The organism is Kribbella amoyensis (genome assembly GCF_007828865.1).
GTDB classification, from domain to species: Bacteria; Actinomycetota; Actinomycetes; order Propionibacteriales; family Kribbellaceae; genus Kribbella; species Kribbella amoyensis.
Map to the genome: position 1 here is coordinate 901560 of NZ_VIVK01000001.1, position 21305 is coordinate 922864.

A 21305-nucleotide genomic window follows, 5' to 3' on the forward strand; every position below is an offset into this window, starting at 1 on the left:
GCTGCGACGACCCCGCGCGCCTCCTAAGGTAAGACGCCAACGACCTGGGAGGCGCCTGGCCGGCATGGACGGACTGCTGCTCGAACGGCTGCTGCCCGCGTACCCCGAGTCCCTCCGTCTCGACATCGGCGTCCAGCGGTCCCTGCTGACCGGCAGCGTGGACGAGGCCCGGTACTGCGCGGACGTGATCGTCGGCCAGGAGGATCCGCCCGAGGGCGCCGTGGTGAAGGCGTCCCAGCCGGTCCGTCTGGTCCCGGCCGAAGGCGGGCTGCTCCCCCATCTCACCGTGCTCGGCAACATCGTCCACGGCCACACGGTCACCCACCGCGTCACCCGGCGAGCGGCCGAGGGCGTCTGCCGGATGACGGCGTCCTCGTGTGGCCTGGAGGACGTGCTCGACCGCTATCCGCACGAGCTGACCCCGGGACGGCGACGCCTGGCCGGAGTGGCGCGCGCCTTGCGTGCGGTCCCCGCGGTGATCGTGCTGGAGGACGCGGCCGGCCTGCCGACCTGGGGATCGCTGCTGCGCTTCGACAAGACGAACCCGGAGCTGTTCTCGGCCGCGTTCCTGCTGATCACCACGGACGCCGATCGGACGACGGGATTCGGTGCGTGATCGGTCGCCGTCTCTTCCTCGGTGCCGTCGGTGCCGCCGCTCTGTCCGGGTGCGCACCGGACGTCCTCGGGTTGCGCCGCAGTGTCCGGGTCGCGGTGAGCTGGAGCGGCGCGGAGCTGCGCGAGTTCCACCGGGTGCTCGACGGACTCGGTGACCTGGAGTTCCCGGTCGAGGTGATCCCGCTCGGCGACGACATCCCGACCGCGTTCGGTCCGCGCTCGACCCGGCGGCCCGATGTGGTGATGCTGCCGCGGCCCGGACTGGTTCCCCAACAGCTGGAGAACCTGCAGCCCGTCCCCGCCGAGCTGGCCGACCGCGGCCGGACCCGGTTGTGGGACGAGTTGCTGGTGCAGGAAGGCGAGACGTACGGCGTCCCGTTCAAGACCGCGCACAAGTCGGCGATCTGGTACCGCCCGTCCGTCTTCAAGCAGGTGGGCGTGGAGCCGCCGAAGGTGTGGAGCGACTGGCTCCAGGTGAATCGGCAACTCTCCCTGGCGGGGATCCGGCCGCTGGCGCTCGCGGCGGGCGACGGCTGGGTACTGACCGACTTCCTGGAGAACGTCCTGCTCGGGTCCGCACCCTCGGCGTACCGGTCGCTGGCATCGTCCGCGGAGCCCCGTCCTTCCCAGGAGCCCGCTTTCGCTGCTGCGCTGCGGTTGCTCGGTACTTTGTGGGCGGCACCCGGGACCCTCGCGGGTGGCGTCGACCGGTCGCTGGTCCAGCAGTTCCCGGACGCGATCGTCGAGGTGTTCGGGCATCGGCGCGCGGCGATGGTGCTCGCGTCCGACTTCGCCGAACCGGTGGTCCGCTCGTTCGCCGCGGACCCGGACGACATCGGCCTGTTCACGTTCCCCTCGATGACCCGGGGTACGGCAGCGCCGGTGGTCGTCGGCGGTGACGTGATGGTGCTGCCGAGACCGGCCTCCGAGGACGCGCAGAAGCTGGTCCGCCGGCTCGCCGTCCCGGCCGCCGCGGATCCGTGGATCGCGACCGGCGGTTTCCTCGCCGACGGCCGCACCACCGGGTACTCGCCCGAACTCACGCGGCTCGCCGAGCAACTGGTGGCCCCGGGGAGGTCGTTGCAGTTCGACCTGTCCGACCGGCTGTACCAGCTGGACGACGGATTGCAGCGCGTGCTGAACGACTTCCTGGTCCGCGTCGGTGACCAGGGCACCGAGGTGGTTCGGGAAGCGGTGGACGTGGCGCTGACCGAGCTGGCGAAGGTGGAGAGCTGATGGTGCTGCGGACCAACAACCTGTCCATCGAGCTCGTCGGGCGGGAGATCTCGGGCCGCCCGGTGCCTGGCCGTCCACGCCGGCCGGCGGGTCCGTACCTGCTCGGCCTGCCGGCCTTGCTGCTCAGCAGTCTGCTGCTGATCCCGGTCGGCGTGACCGTGGTGGCGGCGTTCCGGTTGCCGGACGGGTCGTTCGGGTTCGGCAACTTCGCGGTGATGGCCGACCCTGCGGCCTTGCATGCCGTGGGCAACAGTTTGGCCTGGGTCGCGGTCGCTTTCGGGCTCGTCGTGCTCGGGTTCCTGCTCGCGTTGGTGAGCTACCGGCTGCCCGCCGTGTCGTCGTTCCTCCAACCGGCGTTGGTGATCCCGTTCGCGGTCTCGGTCCTGGTCTCCGGTGCGACGTTCCGGCTGATCTTCGATCCGACCCCCGAACGCGGCACGGTCACGGCGGTCTGGACGAAGCTGTTCGGTACCAGCCCGGTCTGGCTCGGGCCGGGCATGTTCTGGCTGGTGCTCGTGTCGGCGTTCGGCTGGACCTGGCTCGGGTACGTCGTGTCGTTGTTCCGGGCCGGCCTGGACGCCATCCCCGACGACGTGAGCCGCACGATCCAGACCGAGGGCGTCACCGGATGGCGGCGGTTGCGGGTGCTCGAACTGCCGCTGCTGCGCCCGATCACGGGAGTGGTCACGCTGACCCTGGTGATCGCCGCGGTCCGGGTGTTCGACCTGGTGCTCATCCTCGTTCCCGGTTCGCTGCAACAGGACGCGGACGTGCTGGGGATCAACTGGTGGCGCTCGTCGGCAGGCGGTACGTCCGGGCGGACCGCGGCCCTTGGGGTCGTCCTGTTCGCGATCGTCGCGGCCGTCGGCGTGATCGGGGTTCGCGGGTTGCGGCGCCGGCGCTGGGCGATGCCGGTGAGCGTGGTGACCGCGGAGCGTTCGGTCCGACGGCCCCGGCCGAGCCGGCGAACCAGGCGGGTCGGGTCGACCGTGGGGTTCGCGGTGGCGTTGTTCTGGATCCTGCCCGCGATCGTCCTGGTGGCCACGGCCCTGCACTCGCCGACCGCGGCCGGGCTGGACGGGTGGTGGTCGGCGCGCGGGTTCGGGTTCGAGTCGTTCGCGGCCGCGGCGAACGTGGGGTTGCTCCGGGCTCTCCTTTCCACGTTGCTGATCTCGTCGATCGCGACGGTGGTACTGCTCGTCATCGCGGTCCCGACCGCGTACCTGGTCGCGTGGGGTGGGCTGCCGCCGTGGCTGGGTCGCGTGGTGACCAGCGTGTTCGTCGTCCTCGCGGTGACGCCTGTGCAGATGTACGCGGCTCCGTTGCGGGATGCGATCGGCGCGGCCGGGCTCGCGGGGTCTCGCGTTGCGTTGGCTCTGGTCCACGCCGCGGCTGGGTTGCCGTTCGCCGTACTGCTGCTGCGGTCCGCGTTCGCTTCTGCCCCTCCTGTGTTGGTTGCCGAAGCGCTGCAGGGGCCGGCCCGGCAGAGCGCGGTCCTGGCGACCGTGCGACGGACGTACCGCCCTGCGTTGGTGGCGGTCGCGGTACTGGAGTTCGTGCTGGTGTGGAACGACTTCATCGTCGGCTTCCTGATCAGCGGGCCCGGGAGTACCCCGTTGTCGTTGGTGTTGTGGGGCGAGGCGCGGCAGTTCTCGGCGTCCGCGGGGACCGTTGCCGCGGCGGCCGTGGTCGCGTCGATCGTGCCCGTGGTCCTGCTGCTGTCGTTCTGGCGTACCGTCGTGCGCGGCCTGACCGTGGGGAGCCGGCCGTGACCGATGAGGGACAGCCCGAGCCGGCCGAGGACAAGGCGAGCGAGAAACGCGATCGGCGGCGCGGTGACATCTTCGGGATCAGCGCGCTGGCGTCCGCGTTGTTGTCCGGCCTGGCGGGCGACAAGCTCTCGCAGAGCCTCGACAGCGGTGGCTGGATCAGCGTTGCCGGGTTCAGCGTCACCGTGGTGTTCGCGCTGGTGTGGGCGATCTACAACGCGCCCATCGGCCTGCGGAGATACCGTCGCTGGCGAGCCGGTACCGCGGCCACAGTTGCTGAAGGCAACAAGCTGCGGACCGCCGCGGAGGAGGCCGAGCAGTGGTTGGTGTCGCTCGGCTCGGACTCCGGCGGGATGGCGGCCGCCGAGTGGTTCGAGCAGAACGAACCACGGCTGCGCACCCTGTTGCTCACCGAGAAAGCGACCCCCGGGACCGCGGACGACGTCGCCCGGATCTGCGACGCGTTGGACTCCTGGTACGTGGTGCGTCGTGATCCCGAGGAACTGTTGACGCTGAGCGAGTTCCTGGGCGCGGTGGCCGACGGATGTGGACGCCGTGACCTCGCCGAACTCGCGGCGGCGCGGGCGGCCACGGCGTACCGGATGCTGGGCGACCTGGACCTGGCGAACACCCGGCTCGGCCAGTCCGGCAACGTGGCACCGGCAAGGAGGGCACGCAGCCGGACAGCGGCCGCGCTGGAGACCCGGCGTCAGGTGGAGCACGCCCTGGTCCACCTGGCCCACGCGGCATCGGCACCGGTCGGCAACGATCGCGACGAGGTCGTCCTGAACGCGCGGGACCGACTGGACGACGCACGGCTGAGCCGGCCTGGTCCGGACTTCGCGGCCGAGGTGGCGATCCACATCAACCTCGCGATCGTCCACCTCTACCAGCAGGATCCCGAGGGTGCGTTGGACCAACTCCGCCCGGCCGCTGCTCGCGCAACCGCCGCGGGAGACGCGAGTGGCCTCGCCCACGCGGTGGAGCTGACCGGTGTGGCCGCGTGGATGCTGCGCAGCAACCACGAAGCCCGCAAGTGGTGGCAGCACGCGGAACACCTCTACGCCGAGATCAACGAAACCGAGGGCCAGGCACGATGCCTGCAACACCTCGGCTCCGCGGAGGTGTCGGCCGGTCGGCTGGACGAGGCGGTCCTCCTGCTGGAACAGAGCGCCCTTCTGCGTGGCTACAAGAGCCCGACGCTGACGACGTACCTGGAAGCCGCCAAGCAGACCGCGGAACCACCGGAGTTCCCCGAGGAGCCGGAACGCCGGACGACGGCGAGCCGCCTCCGCCAGGCCATCACCCGGTGGCGCCTGCACTGACGGCCACGACTCACCCTTCGGGTGGTTGCGGGTTTTGTCGGCGGGGTCGCCTAGGTTGTCGGGCATGGCGAAGGCTGCGGGGCAGACCAGATCGAAGGCGGGCAAGTCGCCGTTCGCTTGCTCGGAGTGCGGGTGGACGACGGCGCGCTGGGCCGGCCGCTGCGGCGAGTGCCAGGCCTGGGGGACGGTCGCCGAGGTGGGCGCACCGAAGGCCGCCCGAATCACCGCCGGGCCGGTGTCGTCGCCCGCGATGCCGATCGCCAAGGTGTCCGCGATCGAGGCCGAGTCCCGGCCGACCGGTCTCGGTGAGCTCGACCGGGTGCTCGGTGGCGGCGTCGTCCCCGGCGCGGTCATCCTGCTCGCGGGTGAGCCCGGGGTCGGCAAGTCGACGCTGCTGCTGGAGGTCGCGGCGCAGTCCGCCCGGCACGGTCAGCGCACGCTCTACGTCTCCGGTGAGGAGTCGGCCGCCCAGGTCCGGTTGCGCGCGGGTCGTACGGACGCGCTGGTCGACGAGCTGTACCTGGCCGCCGAGACGGACATGTCCGCGGTGATCGGCCAGGTGGACGCGGTCGAGCCGTCGTTCCTGGTGATCGACTCGGTGCAGACGATGGCGCACCCCGACGTCGACGGCGCGCCGGGCGGTGTCACCCAGGTCCGCGAGGTCACCGGCGCCCTGGTCCGGCTGGCGAAGGAGCGCAACATCGCCGTCGTCCTGGTCGGCCACGTCACCAAGGAGGGCGCGATCGCCGGGCCGCGGATGCTCGAGCACCTGGTCGACGTGGTGCTCGCGTTCGACGGCGACAAGCACTCCGGGTTCCGGATGGTGCGGGCGACGAAGAACAGGTTCGGCCCGTCCGACGAGGTCGGCTGCTTCGACATGGTCGACACCGGCATCGTCGAGGTCAGCGACCCGACCGGCCTGTTCGTCTCCGAGCACGCCGAGCCGGTTGCCGGGACGTGCGTCACTGTGATGATGGAGGGCCGCCGCCCGTTGCTCGCGGAGGTGCAGGCCCTGGTCGGGCCGTCGGCGGCGCCGCAGCCCCGGCGGACCACGTCCGGGCTGGAGTCGTCCCGGGTCGCGATGGTGCTGGCCGTCCTCGGCAACCGGGCCGGCCTGAAGCTGACCGACCAGGAGGTGTACGTCGCGACCGTCGGCGGCGTGAAGATCAGCGAGCCGGTCGCCGATCTGTCGGTCGCGATCGCGGTCGCCTCCTCGGTCACCGACAAACCGATCCACCCCGGCCTGATCGCGATCGGCGAGGTCGGCCTGGCCGGCGAGGTCCGGCGCGTCGGCGGGCTGGAGAAGCGGCTGGCCGAAGCGGCCCGGCTCGGGTTCACGAAAGCGATCGTGCCCGCCGACGTCCCGAACCGGAGCAAGGACCTCAAACCGCTGGACATGCAGGCCAAGTACGGCCTGCGCGTCTTCGCCGCCGGCGACATCCGCGCCGCCATGCACGCCGCCGGCATCCTCTGACCTCGATCCGCCGGGTCGCGGCTCAGCTCGCGGCCGGGCGGTGGACCATCAGGGTGGTCCGGCCGTCGAAGACGCGGGACTCCTGCAGCTCCAGCGGGCGACGGGACCGGCCCTCGGGGAAGAGGCGCTTGCCGCCGCCGAGCAGGACCGGGTGGATCACGACGTGGTACTCGTCGATCAGGCCCTGCTCCGTCAGCGCCGACGCCAACGCGGAACCGCCGCTGAGCAGGAGGTCGCTGCCGGTCCCTTCCTTCAGCGCGGCCAGCTCTTCGATGCTGTGGACGACGGTGGTGTCCCAGTCGGCCGACTCCAGGGTCGTGGAGACGACCACCTTCGGCGTCTTCCGCCAGACCGGGGCGAACTCCAGGTCGTGCGGGTGGTCGGAGATCGACTCCACCTCCGGCCAGTAGCCGGACATCATGTCCCACACCACCCGGCCGTACAGGAAGGTTCCGGTCCGCTCGTTCAGCGTCATCGCGTACGCCGACAGCTCCGGCCCCATCACCGGCCAGTCGAACTCTCCGTTCGGGCCCTCGATGTAGCCGTCGACGGAGGTGTGCACGTAGAAGACGATCTTTCGCATGGTCCTGCTCCTTGCCGCTCAGGGGGTGTACTCGCCCGGTGGTCGGAGCGGTCCCGGCGCCCTTGACATCGCTGCGGACAAATCCCACCTGTGGCTCCGCTCACATCGTGTCGGCCGGTGTTCACCGGGTGGTGAGACGCCCGTCCACCCCATGACTGGGCGGAACGTACTCTGGTGGGCGGCCCCCACCGCGGTACGCCCGCGAGCCCCGACCCGCCGCCGGTCACGCCCCAGGCCGCGGTACCCCTCTCGGAGGAGCACTCATGACCGGATCCAGAGTTGTCGCGCTCGGCCACTACCAGCCGGAGCGGGTGCTCACCAACGACGAGCTCGCGACCATGGTGGAGACGAGCGACGAGTGGATCCAGAGCCGGGTCGGCATCCGCGAACGCCGGGTCGCCGCGCCCGACGAGCAGGTCGACGAGATGGCCTGGCGGGCCGCCGAGAAGGCCGTCGCGAACGCCGGCATCGACAAGGCCGAGATCGACTTCGTCGTGGTCGCGACCTGTACGGCGATCGACCGCTCACCGAACATCGCGGCCCGGGTCGCGCAGCGTCTCGGCCTGGGCAGCCCGGCCGCGCTCGACGTGAACACCGCGTGCTCCGGGTTCACCCACGCGATGGCGACCGCGGACCACGCGATCCGGGCCGGCGCCGCGTCGAAGGCGCTCGTCATCGGGGTGGAGAAGCTGACCGACTTCACCGACTGGACCGACCGCACCACCTGCGTCCTGGTCGGCGACGGCGCCGGCGCGGCCGTACTGGTCGCGAGCGAGGAGCCGGAGATCGGCCCGGTCGTCTGGGGCTCGGTTCCGGAGATGTCCGACGCGGTCCGGATCGAGGGCCGGGACGCCAAGTTCGCGCAGGAGGGGCAGAGCGTCTTCCGCTGGACGACGACCCAGCTGCCCGCGATCGCGCGGCAGATCTGCGAGAAGAGCGGTCTGCGGCCCGAGGACCTCGGCGGCGTGGTCCTGCATCAGGCGAACCTGCGCATCATCGAGCCACTGGCCAAACGCCTCGGCGCCGTCAACGCGGTCGTCGCCCGCGACGTGGTCGAGTCCGGCAACACCTCGGCCGCCAGCATCCCGCTCGCGCTGTCCAAGCTGGTCGAGCGCCGGGAGATCCCCAAGGGTGCCCCGGTCCTGCTCTTCGGCTTCGGCGGCGGCCTCTCCTACGCCGGCCAGATCATCCGCTGTCCCTGACCTCAGGACGTCGCCCCGGCAGCGTCCGGCGACGCGACGCGCCGAAGTGATCTGGTTGAAATGCGGCCGGGTCCCGAGCTTCGGCGCGGACGCGGCGGACGGCGTACCGGCTTTGTTTTCTGGGGTTTGCGGCGGGGATCGGCCGTGCACGGAACCGGTGCACGCCCGGATGCACGAGCGTTCGCACCGGCCCGGCCGTCACGCCGCCCGGATCGGCCGCTCCCGGGGCACTTCGCTCACACCCGGCGGCCGCGCCGCATAGACTCAGGTGCCGTGGCGGCGAATACCGACAAGAACAGCACCGACGCGCGGATGCGCGCGACCCTGGCAGCGGTGGCGCCCGGCACCGAACTGCGCGAAGGGCTGGAGCGGATCCTGCGCGGGCGGACCGGCGCGCTGATCGTGCTCGGTCACGACAAGACCGTCGACGCGATCTCCACCGGCGGCTTCGAGATCAACGTCGAGTTCACCGCGACCGGACTGCGCGAGCTGAGCAAGATGGACGGCGCGATCATCGTCGACCGGGACGCGGTCCGGATGATCCGGGCCGCCGTGCACCTGATGCCGGACCCGGCGATCGTGACCCAGGAGACCGGGACCCGGCACCGGACCGCCGACCGGGTCGCGCGGCAGACCGGGTTCCCGGTGATCTCGGTGTCGCAGTCGATGCACATCATCGCGCTGTACGTCGACGACCAGCGGTACGTGCTGGAGGACTCCGGCGCGATCCTGTCCCGCGCGAACCAGGCCCTGGCCACCCTGGAGCGGTACAAGCTCCGCCTCGACGAGGTCTCCGGGACGCTGTCCGCGCTGGAGATCGAGGACCTGGTCACCGTTCGCGACGTCGCCGCGGTCGCGCAGCGGCTGGAGATGGTGCGCCGGATCGCGACCGAGATCGACGGCTACGTGGTCGAGCTCGGCACCGACGGCCGGCTGCTCACCCTGCAGCTGAACGAGCTGGTCGCCGGGGTCGCGGGCGAGCGCGAGCTGGTCGTCCGCGACTACCTGCCGCCGGCCACCGGACGCCGCCCGAAGACGGCCGACGACGTGCTGGTCGAGCTCGACGCGGTCAGCCCGACGGACCTGCTCGACATCGGCCAGGTCGCCCGGGCCCTGCAGCTGGGCGGGGCCGAGCAGCTGGACGCGGCGGTGACCCCGCGCGGGTACAGGTTGCTCGCGAAGGTGCCGCGGTTGCCAGGCGCCGTGATCGACCGGCTGATCGACCACTTCGGCCACCTGCAGAAGCTGCTCGCGGCGAGTATCGACGACCTGCAGACCGTCGACGGTGTCGGCGAGAACCGCGCCCGCACCGTCCGCGAGGGCCTGTCCCGGCTGGCCGAGTCCAGCATCCTCGAACGCTACGTCTGAGCCTGCCGCCCGATCCCGGGCCTTGATCGGTGCGGCGTGAGCGCGTAATACTCCACGTGGAATAGTTCGTACGGATCAATCCGGGTGGAGTGGTTGGTGGCTGCCGAGCTGACGCCGTTGGGGATCGCCGTGCTGGCGTTGCTGAACGAGCGCCCGATGCACGCCTACGAGATGTACCAGCTGCTGATCAAGCGGCGGAACGACCAGCTCGTCAAGGTCCGGCCCGGCTCGCTGTACCACACGGTCGAGCGGCTCGCCGGGCACGAACTCGTCGAGGCGACCGGGACCGAGCGGTCCGGGAACCGGCCCGAGCGGACCACCTACGCGATCACCCCGGCCGGCCAGGCCGCGCTGATCGGCCGGGTGCAGGCCGGGATCGAGACGTTCCGGTACGAATACCCGCTGTTCCCGGTGGTACTGGGTGAAGCGCACAACCTCGACCGCGAGGACGCGCTGGAGCGGTTCCGGCGGCGGGTCCGCGAACTGGATCGCCGGCTCGCGGACGCCGAGACGAGCATCGCCGACGCCACCGAGCGGCAGGTGCCCGAGGCGTTCTGGATGGCCGGGGACTACATCCGCACCCAGCTGGCCGCCGAACGCGACTGGCTCGTCGGGATCGTCGACAGGATCGAGAACGAGGACTTGGCATGGTCACACCGCACGAGCAGGTGAAGCCCGAACTCCGGCCGTGGCCCGCACTCTGGGCCCTGGTGCTGGGCTTCTTCATGATCCTGGTCGACTCGACGATCGTGTCGGTGGCGACGCCCGCGATCCTGGCCGACCTGGGATCCGACGTCGGCACGGTGGTCTGGGTGACCAGTGCCTACCTGCTCGCGTACGCGGTGCCGCTGCTGATCACCGGGCGGCTCGGCGACCGGGTCGGGCCGAAGAAGCTGTACCTGACCGGGCTGGCGGTGTTCACGGTCGCGTCGGTGTGGTGCGGGCTGACCACGTCGATCGAGATGCTGATCGTGGCCCGGGTCTTCCAGGGGCTGGGCGCGTCGATGATGACGCCGCAGACGATGGCAGTGATCACCCGGATCTTCCCGCCGAACCAGCGTGGCCGGGCGATGAGCCTGTGGGGCGCCACCGCCGGAGTGGCCACCCTGGTCGGGCCGATCCTCGGCGGCGTCCTGGTCGACGGACTCGGCTGGCAGTGGATCTTCTTCGTGAACGCGCCGGTCGGCGTGGTCGGGTTCGTGCTGGCGCTGCGGCTGGTCCCGGACCTGCCGACGCACCCGCACAAGTTCGACCTGCTCGGGGTCGCGCTGAGCACGATCGGCCTGTTCTGCCTGGTGTTCGGGATCCAGGAGGGGCAGAAGTACGACTGGGGCCAGATCAAGGGACCGCTCTCGGTCTGGTCGCTGATCATCACCGGGATCGTCGTGCTCGCGGTGTTCCTGGTCTGGCAGTCCCGGAACCGCGGGGAGCCACTGCTGCCGCTGACGCTGTTCAAGGACCGCAACTTCTCGCTGGCCAACACCGCGATCACCACGGTCGGGTTCGCGATCACCGCGATGGCGTTCCCGCTGATGCTGTACGCGCAGGCGGTCCGCGGACTCAGCCCGACCCGGGCGGCGTTGCTGCTCGTTCCGATGGCGGTGATCTCCGGGGTACTGGCGCCGTTCGTCGGCCGGCTGACCGATCGGGCCCACCCACGGTACATCGCCGGGTTCGGGCTGTTCTGCTGCTCGGTCGCGCTGTTCTGGCTCAGCCAGGTGATCGAGCCGACCGTGCCGATCTGGGAGCTGCTGCTGCCGATCGCGTTGCTGGGCGTCGCGAACGGCTTCATGTGGGCACCGATCGGCAGCACGGCGACCCGGAACCTGCCGATGCACCAGGCGGGTGCGGGAGCCGGGGTCTACAACACGACGCGTCAGGTGGGTGCGGTCCTCGGCAGCGCGGGCATCGCCGTCCTGATGGAGTCACGGCTGGCCGCGAACCTGCCGGCGATGCCAGGGGGTGTCGCACCGGCCGGTGAGGGGTTCAGTGGGGGGAAGTTGCCTGAGGCCCTGAGCCAGGGGTTCAGCGACTCGATGGCGCAGTCGTTGATGCTGCCCGCCGCGGTCCTGCTGATCGGGCTGGTCGCCGCGCTGATGTTCAGCAAGCCGACGTACCTCGAGGCGCGGCCCGCCGACACCGCCGCGGCGGATGCGGGTCAGACGACGTAGAACGCTTGCAGGCTTGACACCTGGCCGTCGTACACGGCCTTGGCGACGTACGTCCCGGCCTTCGCCTGCGGCTGGCCGGGAAGGCAACCTGGGCCGGACCGGCGGCCGTTCCAGAGCACCGTACTGGTGGAGTCCTTGCCCTTGGCAACCACCAGGGTGGCCCGCGGGATCGCCTGCTCGCACTGCGTGGTGGTCCAGATCTGGTCCTGGCCGGAGGTGATCGTGACCGACAGCAGGGTCGGGTCGATCACCGCCTTGCACTCGTCCCGGACCGCGCTGAGCTGGACCGCGAAGTTCAGCGAGCCACCCGCGGTCACGGTACGGACGGCGGGCAGGACGTCGATCCGGACGTCCCGGCCGGTGCACTGGACGTCCTTCGGCGTCGCGGGCGGGGTCGAGCTGGGCTTGACCGGCGTCGACGGTTTGCCGGAGGCGGTGGTCCTGCCGTCACCGGGCCTGTCGGGCGACGGCGTCGATCCGGTCGACGGGGTCGTGCTCGGGACCGGTGGCTGGCTGGAGGGCGGAATCTGCTCGGGGCCGCCGGCCGCCGCGTTCTGCTGGTCGTCGCCGCTGCCGCCGAAAAGCCGGGCCATCAACACCACCAGGACCACCAGCACGACGAGCAGCAGCGCCCGCCGGAACCAGTACACACTGGCGGGCAGGTGCCCGATCGGTCGGAGCAGGCTGCTCATGGTCGCACCTTAATGTCAGGATTGACCCTGCCATGTCAGACTCGCCGCTCCCCCTCGCATCAGCCCTGCACGCTCCGGTCCTCGACTGGTACGCCGGGAACGCCCGCACACTCCCCTGGCGGGAGCCGGACGCCGGTCCGTGGGCGGTGATGGTCAGCGAGTTCATGCTGCAGCAGACACCGGTCAACCGGGTACTCCCTGCCTACGCCACCTGGCTGCGACGGTGGCCGAAGCCGGTGGACCTGGCCGCGGAGGCGCCAGGTGAGGCTGTGCGGGCCTGGGACCGGCTGGGGTACCCCCGGCGCGCTCTCCGGCTGCACGCCGCCGCACAGGCGATCGTGGCCGAGCACGGCGGCAAAGTACCGGACAGCCACGAGGCGCTGCTCGCGTTGCCGGGCGTGGGGACGTACACGGCGGCCGCGATCGCGTCGTTCGCCTTCGGACAGCGGCACGCGGTGGTGGACACGAACGTGCGGCGCGTCTTCGCCCGTGCTCTCACGGGGACCGCGCAGCCGACCATCTCGCCGACCGCGGCCGACCAGCGGCTCGCCGTCTCCGCTCTGCCCGAGGACGAGGCCACCGCGGCTCGATGGGCGGTCGCGACGATGGAGCTGGGCGCGCTGGTCTGTACGGCGAGGACGCCGCGCTGTGCCGACTGCCCGATCCGGGCGCGCTGTGCGTGGGTACTGGCCGGCAGTCCGCCGTACGACGGGCCGCCGCGGCGGGGGCAGACGTACGAGGGCACCGACCGGCAGGTCCGCGGCCGGCTGCTCGCCGTCCTGCGGGCCGCGCACGGTCCGGTCGCGAAGCCGTCGCTGGACGCGTGCTGGCCGGATGACGTCCAGCGCGAACGAGCCCTGGACGGCCTGGTCGCCGACGGCCTGGTCGAGCCACTCGACAACCACCGCTTCAGACTGCCCGCCTGACGACGAAGGCCGGCGCTCGGACGGTGGGTCCGGGCGCCGGCCTGCGAAGGACTGGGCTGGTTGCGGTCGCTCAGTTCTTCTTGCTGCTGCTCGCGGCGGTGTCGTCGGTCTCGTCGCCGAGCAGGTCGAGCGGCATCGCCGGGCTGCCGGACAGCGTCGCCAGCATCTGGCGGACGTTGGTCAGCTGCGCGTTGATGCTGTCCCGGCGCTGCGTGGCGGCGGCAAGCTCACGCTCGGACTCGGCCCGGATCCGCTCGGACTTGTCCTTGGCGGCCGCGACGATCTCCTGCGCCTGCCGGTTGGCGTCGGCCAGCTGCTGCTGGGCCAGCCGCTCGGCCTCGGACCGGGCCCGGTCGGCCTCGCGCTGCACCTGGGCGGCGCGGTCGGTGACCGCGGCCAGCTGCTGCTCGGCCAGCGCCGTCCGGGCGGCGAACTCCTGCTCGACCTTGCCCCGGCGCTCGGCCAGGGTGGTCTCGAAGGCGGCCGCGGCCTGGGCGGACTTGGCCCGCTCCTGCTCGTACAGGGCCTGGGCCTCGCTGCGGCGCGCGTTCGCGTCCCGCTCGGCCTCGTCCCGCATGTCGTCGGCCTGGGTGCGCGCTTCCTCGAGGATGCGGGCGGCTTCGGCGTCGACCTCGCTCTTCCAGTCCAGGGAGTACTGCTCGGCCTCCTTGCGGACCTTCTTCGCGTGCGCCTCGGCGTCGGCGACGATCGCCTCCGCGTCGGCCCGGGCGCGGGTGACCAGATCGCGCGCCTCGTCGTCGGCGAGGGACAGGATCTTGGCGACGCGCTCACCGAACTCGGTGAACGTCGGCGTCCGGTCTCCCCGGTCCTCCTGGGCGGTGACGACAGCGGCCTCCGCCGCGTCGGTCCGTGACTGCAGCTCCTGGACGTGGCGCTGGAGCTGCTCCGACTGCTGTTGCAGTGCGGTCAGCGAGGTGGTCAGCTCCCGGACGTGCTGGTCCACCTGGGCCGGCTCGTAGCCACGCAGAACGGTGCGGAACGGAGTTGGTGCTTCACTGCTCATGTCTTCAGATGCTCACTTCGGTGGGTGGGTGGATCACACATTGTCACTGACAAGGATCTGACTGTCACGTCCTCATCCTGATTCCCCCGTGGAACCCTCGCCGGAGGACATTCCACCACCTGCGCGGATGCCCGGTACAGCGAGTGCCTCGATCACACCCGAAAGCTGGGTGAGCTCCTTGGTGATCTCATCACGGCGCTGGTTCAGCGCGGCGACCCTCGCCTCGGCGTCGGCGAGAAGTTTGCGGGCCTGGGCACGCAGCTGATCGGCGTGCTCGCGAGCCTGGGCCTCCAGCTGCTGCGCCTCGGCGCGGGACTTGCGGATGACCTCGTGGGACTGCCGTTGCGCGTCGGCGAGATCCTTGGCGGCCCGCTCGCGGAGCAGCTGCGTACTCGCCTCGGCCTCGGCCTCGCGGCGATGGGCCCGGTCGATGATTTCCTTGGCCTCCGCGTCAGCGATCGCGCGGACCCGCTCGGCCTTGGCCTGCGCCTGGACGGTGAGCCGGTCGGCCTGCTTGCTCGCGGTGTCCAGCGCCGTCTCGGCCTGCGCGGTGGCGGACTTGAGCGCGGCCTCGGCCTGCGTGGTCTGCTCGGCGTTGAGCCGGGTGATCTCTTCCTGGGTGGCCTTCAGCCGGCTGGTCGAGCGGCTGATCACGCGGCGCAGGTGCGCCCGCTTCTGCCGCAGCAGCTCGGTCGCGTCGGCACTCGCCTGCTCCCGGATCGTCTGCGCCTCGGCCTCGGCGGCGGCGACCAGTTCGTCGACCGTCCGCTTGCTCCACGCGGTCTGCTTCTCCGCCTCGGCCAGGGCCAGCTCGGCGGCCGCGTTGGCCTCCTCGACGATCCGCTCGGCCTCCGCGGTGGCGGTCCGCCGGTCGGCCTCGATGCTGTCGACGACCAGCTTCGCCTGGGCCCGGGCGTCGGCCATCAGCCGCTCGTTGGTCTCCTCGGCCGCGGCCTTCTGGGTGGCGAGCTCCTCGATCGCCTCGGTCCGGAGCTTGTCGATCTCCAGCGAGATCGCGGCCAGCTTGGCCCGCTCGGTCTCCTCCAGCTGGGCGGTCCGGCGGTCCAGCTCGGCCCGGTTCTCGCCGCGCAGCCGCTCGATCTCGGCGTGCGCCTCGGCGATCTCGGACCGGGACCGCTCGCGGGCGGCCTCCACCTCGCGCTCGACCGCGGTGCGCAGCTCCGTCGCCTCGGCCTCGGCGTTCGCGATCAGCTCGGCCTCGTTGCGGACAGCGGCCTGGGACACCAGGGCAGCCTGGTCACCAGCGTCCGCGACCAGCTGCTGTGCCTCGCGACTGGCTCGCTCGACGGTCTGCTGTGCGAGCTCGCGGGTCTGCCGCGCGTCGTCGAGCAGTTCTTCGGCTTCTTCCTTGAGCACCGCGGCCTCGGCCTCGGCGTCGGCCACCCGGCGGGCGGCGGCTGCCTGCGACTCCGCGCGCAGCTCGTCCGCGGCGGCCTGGGTCTCGTCCCGGAGCCGGTCGGCGGCGACCTCGGACTCCTCGCGGCGGTTGGCCACCTCGGCGGCCACGTCCGTCCGCAGCTTCGCCGCCGCGGCCTCGGAGTCCGCCTTGAGCTTCTCGGCGGTGGCGGTCGACTCCCGCCGGATCCGCTCGGCCTCCGCGGTCGACTCTTCCCGCAGCCTCTTGACCTCGGCCGCGGTTTCCTCGGTCAGCCGCCGGGCTTCGGCCTCGGCCTCCGACCTGACTCGCTCGGCTTCGGCGGCGGCTTCGGCACGGACTCGCTCAGCCTCGGCGAGGGCGTCGGTGCGGAGCCGGTCGGCCTGCGCCTCGGACTCGGACCGCAGCTGCTCGGCGGCCCGCTCGGTGTCGTTGAGCAGCCGCTGCGCCGACGACGACGCGTCGGCGCGGAGCTTCTGGGCGGCCGCCTCGGCGTCGGCGCGGAGCCGGCCGGAGTCGATCCGGATCCGCTCGGCCTCCTCGAGCGCGGTGTCGTTCTCGAGCTCGGCCTGCTCCCGGAGGGTGTCCGCGATCCGCTGCGCTCGCTCCAGCACGCCGCCCGCTTGCCGCACGCCAAAGGAACCGGCGTCGGCGACCGGTTCCTGGGTCAGGAGCAGACGCGGGGCGTCCATGCGAGGAGATGATTCCATCTCCGGCCCCCTCTCCAACAGTCCGGGTCCACTTGCGGTTGTCACGCTCTTACAACGAGCCACCAGGGTGGCGGGTAGCTTCTTTTCATGCCGCTGCGCGATCTTCCCACCGAATCGAAGGCCGCGGCGGCCCTGCTCCGGACTGAGGAGTTACAGCACCGCAGGACCATACGACGAACTCGGTGGCAGGGTGTGACTCTGGCGTGTCTCGCCGTAGGGGCCACGGTGTTCGTGCTATTGCCGGGTCCGGCGGGCACAGGCTGTTACCTCTGGCGTGCGACCTCCCAACCGGTCAGCGGCCGCGGCTGGGCCCTGGTGCTGCCGGTGACGCTGGTCGCGCTGGTGTTCGCGGATCGCTTGTCTGCGGACAGATTCGTGCTTCGTCAACAGGTTCGCGGATGGGGTGCGCTGACGGTCGCGGTGGTCACCGGGGCGACCTGGACCGGACTGGTCGTCCAGGGCCGTGCGGGCTGCTCCACTTCACCGGCTGTGATCGGCACACTCTGCTGCGGACTGCTCGGCGCGGCCGTCGCGGCGTCCTGGGCGACCCGGGTCCGGGACGTCCCGCCGCTGCTCGCCGGGCCGGTGGAAGATTCTTCGGCGGAACCGCTGAATCAGTCCGAATTGCGAGAAACGTTTGTCCGACTGGTGTCAGCGATCGAGACGAGGACGGTTCGGGCCGGTCGTCCGGCCGTGCTCGCGGGCGTCGCCGCGGCCCTGCTTCTGGTCAGCACGGTGCTGCCGTGGCGCGAGCTGATCGACCCGGTGGCGACAGGACCGACGGGCGCCGAGGCCGGGGTCATCCGATCGCAGTTATGGGAGCTCCCGTACGCCGCGGGCTGGGCGGTGCTGGTCGTCGCGGCAGCGGTGACCACCCTCGCCGCTGCCGTCGCCACCCCGGCTCTGCGTTCGGCCGACCGCGTGCTCCGGCCGGCCGCCGTTGCCACCGGCACCTTGGTCGTCGTCGGGATCCTGGCCGCGCCCGTCCACCTTCCACCTCGGCTCGGCGACGGTGTCGGGTACCGCGTCGGGGTCGGGGTGTGGGTCGCCCTCGGTCTCGGCGCGTTCCTGCTCGTCCTCGGCCTGGTCACTTCGCTCCGCCGGACCCCGTGGGAGCTCGCGATCGTCGTCGTCGCGGGCACGGCCGGGATCGCGGCCGGCCTGTTCGCGCCCGCGCCCGCCGGCCCGCAGTACGAGCCGGACGTGGTCGCGGGAGTTCCGTACCGGCTGTTCGACCTGGAAGGCGGACAGCTCGAGGACCGGTACGGGATGCGCGTCGCCGTTGGTACTGCGGACCCGCTGGACTCGTTGGCGGAGACGCTCGACGGTACGCCGGGCCAGTGGTTGCTGGGGCGTACCGGGTCCGAGGGGTCCACGCTGTTCGAGTACCGGGACGGCGTCGCCCTTCCCCGGGTCTCGCTCAGCCACGGCACCACCCCGCCCGCGTTGATCGGAGTGACCGACAACCGGATGCTACTGCTCGCCGGTGGATCGTCCGGGCGACCGTGGGCCCTCCTGTCGGTCCCACTCGACCTGGTCGCCGCGGATCTCACCCTCACCCACAAGAACCCGGACGGCTCGTACTACGTGACGCCGGGCGTGAACGTCCTCGCCAGCGGGACAGGGGCGGCCTTGCTCCAACGGAACGCGGACCGCTCGATCGCCCTCCGGGACGGCACCACCACCTGGCAGATCCCCGCGAACCAGCTGCGGGTGGGGATGCGGCTCACGGACTTCGTCGTCGATCCCGGACCAGGTGCACCGGGCAACGAAGTCTCCACCGGGCCGGACGGAACCACGGCCTGGCGGACCAGCCGGACCGGTCTCGCAGTACTCCGTCCAGGTGGTCGGACGCGGCAGCTCACCGGGATCGCGCCGGCCGGGTGTGCGCTGAGCAGTGACGTGGCCAGCTCGTCGATGTCGGTGGAGGCATTCGCCGTGGACCTCCGCGGCAACCTGTGGCTCGGTGGGAGCTTCCCGACCTCGGTGGTCACGCCCGACGGGGTCCAGCGGGTCGTACCGGGGAACACGGCCGCCGTGGAAACCATCGAGGCACGGCCTGACGGATCGGTGGTGCTGGGCTCGTCCCCGGGTGGTGGGGACCAGGTGATCCGCGTGGACGACGCCGCAGCCGCTGCACCTTCGTACCCGGCTGCGCCTGTACCGACGGCCCGCTGCGATCGGCGGACGCCCGCCAACGGCACCACGGCATACCGGGCGACCGTGATGGACGCGGCTCGCGTGGATCCGCCCGTCAACGCCGAGGGGCGACCGGGGAAGGCGGTGAGCGGTGCGAGTACGCAGCTCGCCCTGGATCCGCGGGGACGCGTTGCCCGGGTAAGGATGCCGAGTGCCGCGCAGGCGTGGGCACCGGACGGGCTCGGTGGTGTGTGGTGGACGGTGCCGTCGGCGGCTCGCCCGGTTGCCGTCCATCTGCAGCGGAGTACGGCGGCCGTCGTACGGGATCCACAGCAGGCGTCCGTAGGTCAGCGCGGCGAATCCGCGGCGGCGTCGGGCGATCGGCTCGTCACCGGTATCGGCTCCGCGACGTACAACCTGTACGGACCGGGGCAGCAGGTGCGCCGCCTCCCGGTGACCGGGGAACTCCGGCAGGACAGCCTTGTCCAGTTGCCCTCGGGCGCGATCGCGATGGTCCTCGGTGAACGACTCGTCGAGGTCAGCCCGGACGGACGCAGTACGGCGCTGCTCGGCGGGGTGAGCACCGGCTGGCCGCTCTCCACGACGAAGGTGCCCGTGACCCAGCGGACCGCGGACGGCCTGTGGTTCACCGGACCCGATGGCAGGGCGTGGGGGTACGACGGAAGTCACCTGGTCCGCGTGGACGGACCGGGCCGCGTCACCGTGGTCGCGGGACCGGCGCAGGGCGTACCGCAGGCCGCCGACCAGGTCACCGTGATCGGTGACGACCTGTACTTCGAGCTCGGCAACGACGTCGTGCGGCTGGAGCCGGTGCGATGACCGAGCTCCCGGACGAGGTCCTCCCCGAGAAGCTGGACGCGGCGGAGCGGTTGCTGGCCAGGGCCGAGCACCGGTGGTTCGCCCTGGCCGTCGTACTCGCCGCGTTGGCGAGTGGGGCCGCGCTGTTGTTGCCGTGGGCATTCAGCCGCCGGCTCGGCCAGTCGGTCTGGCAGTTGGGCGTCGAGGTGTCGCCGGAACTGTCGCTCGCGTGGGTGGCCGGGCTGGTGACAGCCGTGATCGCGCTGTGGGTGCGGCCGGGGATCTGGGCCCGGACCGCGGCCTCGATCAGCGGGGTGGTCGCGTTGGTCTATGCCGCGGGTGGCTGGCAGGCGCGCGACCTGGGTCCGTCGAGTGACAGCTGGGCCGGTCCCGGTCCGGCGATCGCGGTGGTGGCCGGGGTCTGCTGGATCCTCGCGGCCACCGCCCTGCTGGTCGCGGACCGGCCGCGGTCCCGGGCCGATGACCCCGACGCCCTCACCGACGCCGTCACCCGCCTCCGCGCGAACCGCTGATTTCACCCCGCTGCGCGAACCGCCGACCTGGCGAACGGCCTCATTTCACCCGCCGGAGGGAACGGGACCACCCGGCGGACCGAGGTGAGCGGGTCGCCGCCGGTCGCACTGTGAGACCACACAGATGCGGCTGGAGGAACGATGAGCGACACGATCATCCGGGCAACCACGAAGACCCGGCTCCCGGCGATGGTGGCCGGCCTGTCCCTGCTGTACGGGATCTTCGGGCTGCTGTGGCTGGGAGACGGGTTCGGGTACCCGTTCGGGCCGGTGCCGCCGGATGGGGACAGGTTGTCGCCGCTCGCGTTCCTGCCCGACCACGCCGGCGCCGGGCTGATCGCGGTCCTCGGGTTCCTCGGCGTACCGGCGGCGCTCGCGCATACCCGGACGGAGTGGACCGCCTCGGCGTACCGGCCGTTGCTCGCGTTCTCGGGGCTCCAGGCGGTCGTGTTCGGGTTGCTCGCGCCGAGCATCACGGTCGTCATCGTGGCCGGGTACCTGCTCGTCCTGCTGGGCCTGCCGACCGCGCTCGGATTCGTCATCGCGGGCGCCTGGCGGCAACGGACCACGCGGATCGTGCTGGCCGGGATCGCGCTGCTCGTCGTCGTCCTCGAGCTGACGACCGGGCTGTTCGACTGGGACGCGTTCCGCGAACTCGGGAAGGGGCTGGCCGAGGTACCCGGCCGGGTGGGGACGCGGCCGCTGTTCGTCGTCGGCGCGTTCCTGCTCGGCGCCGGCTGGGCCGTACTCGGGGTGCGCGGACTGCGGAGTGCGCGGGGTCGCTGTTTGAGGTGTGGGCGGCCGGGAGCGCGGTGGACGCGGCCCGAGGTGGCTCGGCGCTGGGGGTTCTGGGCGACCGTCGTCGCCGTTCTGTGCCCGCTCCCCTACGGCCTGCTGCGGATGACGTGGTTGCTGCCGAACCCGATCGGTTTCGACGCGGCCGAGCTCGACGCCGAACCAGGGATCAAGCTCTTCGGTCTCGGCCTCGGCCTGATCTCGCTGGCGGCCGGTGTCGCCACCCTCGGCCTGATCCGGCCCTGGGGTGAGATCTGGCCGCGCTGGATCCCGTTCCTCGCGGGTCGCCCGGTACCGATCAAGGCGGCCGTCGTCCCCGGCACGATCGCGGCCACCTTGCTCGTGGTCAGCAGCGTTTCCCTGCTCCAGGTCAGCTGGCAGAACCAGGCCTCGCTCTGGATCAACCTCCGCGACCTGATCCTCTTCCCGTTCCCCCTCTGGGGCACGGCGGTCGCCCTCGCCACCGCCGCGTACTACTACCGCCGCCGCACCATCTGCACGACCTGCGGACTCGCATAGGTACCCCGG

At 71.5% G+C, this 21305-nt stretch carries 17 protein-coding genes; 13 read left to right on the top strand and 4 right to left on the bottom strand.

The features are described 5' to 3' along the window. The first annotated feature begins 64 nt into the window (after positions 1 to 64). From FB561_RS04340 to radA, 5 genes are all read left to right on the top strand, one after another. Positions 65 to 616, top strand: coding sequence for a P-loop NTPase family protein (locus FB561_RS04340; protein WP_145803251.1), 552 nt, complete (start codon positions 65 to 67; stop codon positions 614 to 616). Further along, on the top strand, positions 613 to 1851 hold the full coding sequence (locus FB561_RS04345) for an ABC transporter substrate-binding protein (protein WP_145803253.1): 1239 nt from the start codon (positions 613 to 615) through the stop codon (positions 1849 to 1851). The genes FB561_RS04340 and FB561_RS04345 overlap by 4 nt, the downstream gene beginning before the upstream one ends. Continuing rightward, positions 1851 to 3623, top strand: coding sequence for an ABC transporter permease subunit (locus FB561_RS04350; protein WP_145803255.1), 1773 nt, complete (start codon positions 1851 to 1853; stop codon positions 3621 to 3623). Before FB561_RS04345 ends, FB561_RS04350 begins: the two co-directional genes overlap by 1 nt. Then, on the top strand, positions 3620 to 4945 hold the full coding sequence (locus FB561_RS04355) for a hypothetical protein (RefSeq protein WP_145803257.1): 1326 nt from the start codon (positions 3620 to 3622) through the stop codon (positions 4943 to 4945). The genes FB561_RS04350 and FB561_RS04355 overlap by 4 nt, the downstream gene beginning before the upstream one ends. A gap of 64 nt (positions 4946 to 5009) precedes the next feature. Then, positions 5010 to 6419, top strand: coding sequence for a DNA repair protein RadA (gene radA, locus FB561_RS04360; RefSeq protein ID WP_145803259.1), 1410 nt, complete (start codon positions 5010 to 5012; stop codon positions 6417 to 6419). A 22-nt stretch (positions 6420 to 6441) separates the two neighbouring features. On the opposite strand, the gene FB561_RS04365 is transcribed toward radA, so the two are convergent. After that, complete coding sequence (locus FB561_RS04365) at positions 6442 to 7002, bottom strand: dihydrofolate reductase family protein (protein ID WP_145803261.1); 561 nt, start codon at positions 7000 to 7002, stop codon at positions 6442 to 6444. Positions 7003 to 7265: 263 nt separating this feature from the next. Here FB561_RS04365 and FB561_RS04370 point away from each other — a divergent pair, with 263 nt between their 5' ends. From FB561_RS04370 to FB561_RS04385, 4 genes are all read left to right on the top strand, one after another. Next, positions 7266 to 8204: a beta-ketoacyl-ACP synthase III gene (locus FB561_RS04370; RefSeq protein ID WP_145803263.1), complete on the top strand. Its 939-nt coding sequence runs from the start codon at positions 7266 to 7268 to the stop codon at positions 8202 to 8204. A gap of 312 nt (positions 8205 to 8516) precedes the next feature. Then, positions 8517 to 9572 (top strand): DNA integrity scanning diadenylate cyclase DisA, encoded by a 1056-nt coding sequence (gene disA / locus FB561_RS04375; RefSeq protein ID WP_145812750.1) that lies wholly within the window; start codon positions 8517 to 8519, stop codon positions 9570 to 9572. A gap of 96 nt (positions 9573 to 9668) precedes the next feature. Further along, positions 9669 to 10244: a PadR family transcriptional regulator gene (locus tag FB561_RS04380; RefSeq protein WP_238334646.1), complete on the top strand. Its 576-nt coding sequence runs from the start codon at positions 9669 to 9671 to the stop codon at positions 10242 to 10244. Continuing rightward, positions 10220 to 11743, top strand: a complete 1524-nt coding sequence (locus tag FB561_RS04385; protein ID WP_202880540.1) for a DHA2 family efflux MFS transporter permease subunit — start codon at positions 10220 to 10222, stop codon at positions 11741 to 11743. The genes FB561_RS04380 and FB561_RS04385 overlap by 25 nt, the downstream gene beginning before the upstream one ends. Here the strand turns inward: FB561_RS04385 and FB561_RS04390 are convergent. Then, positions 11731 to 12435 carry a hypothetical protein gene (locus tag FB561_RS04390; protein ID WP_145803265.1) on the bottom strand — a complete coding sequence of 235 codons (705 nt, stop codon included), beginning with the start codon at positions 12433 to 12435 and terminating at the stop codon, positions 11731 to 11733. The two genes, FB561_RS04385 and FB561_RS04390, sit on opposite strands and share 13 nt — an antisense overlap. Before the next feature lie 32 nt (positions 12436 to 12467). Here FB561_RS04390 and FB561_RS04395 point away from each other — a divergent pair, with 32 nt between their 5' ends. Further along, complete coding sequence (locus FB561_RS04395) at positions 12468 to 13361, top strand: HhH-GPD family protein (protein ID WP_145803267.1); 894 nt, start codon at positions 12468 to 12470, stop codon at positions 13359 to 13361. Positions 13362 to 13431: 70 nt separating this feature from the next. Here FB561_RS04395 and FB561_RS04400 read toward each other — a convergent pair whose 3' ends face one another. Both FB561_RS04400 and FB561_RS04405 read right to left on the bottom strand, forming a co-directional pair. Beyond that, positions 13432 to 14385, bottom strand: coding sequence for a DivIVA domain-containing protein (locus FB561_RS04400; protein WP_145803269.1), 954 nt, complete (start codon positions 14383 to 14385; stop codon positions 13432 to 13434). Between the two features lie 72 nt (positions 14386 to 14457). Next, positions 14458 to 16473: a kinetoplast-associated-like protein gene (locus tag FB561_RS04405; RefSeq protein ID WP_145803271.1), complete on the bottom strand. Its 2016-nt coding sequence runs from the start codon at positions 16471 to 16473 to the stop codon at positions 14458 to 14460. Positions 16474 to 16866: 393 nt separating this feature from the next. On the opposite strand from FB561_RS04405, the gene FB561_RS04410 reads away from it, so the two are divergent. From FB561_RS04410 to FB561_RS04420, 3 genes are all read left to right on the top strand, one after another. Next, on the top strand, positions 16867 to 19470 hold the full coding sequence (locus tag FB561_RS04410; RefSeq protein WP_145803273.1) for a hypothetical protein: 2604 nt from the start codon (positions 16867 to 16869) through the stop codon (positions 19468 to 19470). Continuing rightward, positions 19467 to 19982, top strand: a complete 516-nt coding sequence (locus FB561_RS04415; protein ID WP_145803275.1) for a hypothetical protein — start codon at positions 19467 to 19469, stop codon at positions 19980 to 19982. The genes FB561_RS04410 and FB561_RS04415 overlap by 4 nt, the downstream gene beginning before the upstream one ends. Before the next feature lie 141 nt (positions 19983 to 20123). Then, on the top strand, positions 20124 to 21296 hold the full coding sequence (locus FB561_RS04420) for a hypothetical protein (RefSeq protein WP_145803277.1): 1173 nt from the start codon (positions 20124 to 20126) through the stop codon (positions 21294 to 21296). The last annotated feature ends 9 nt before the right edge of the window (positions 21297 to 21305 follow it).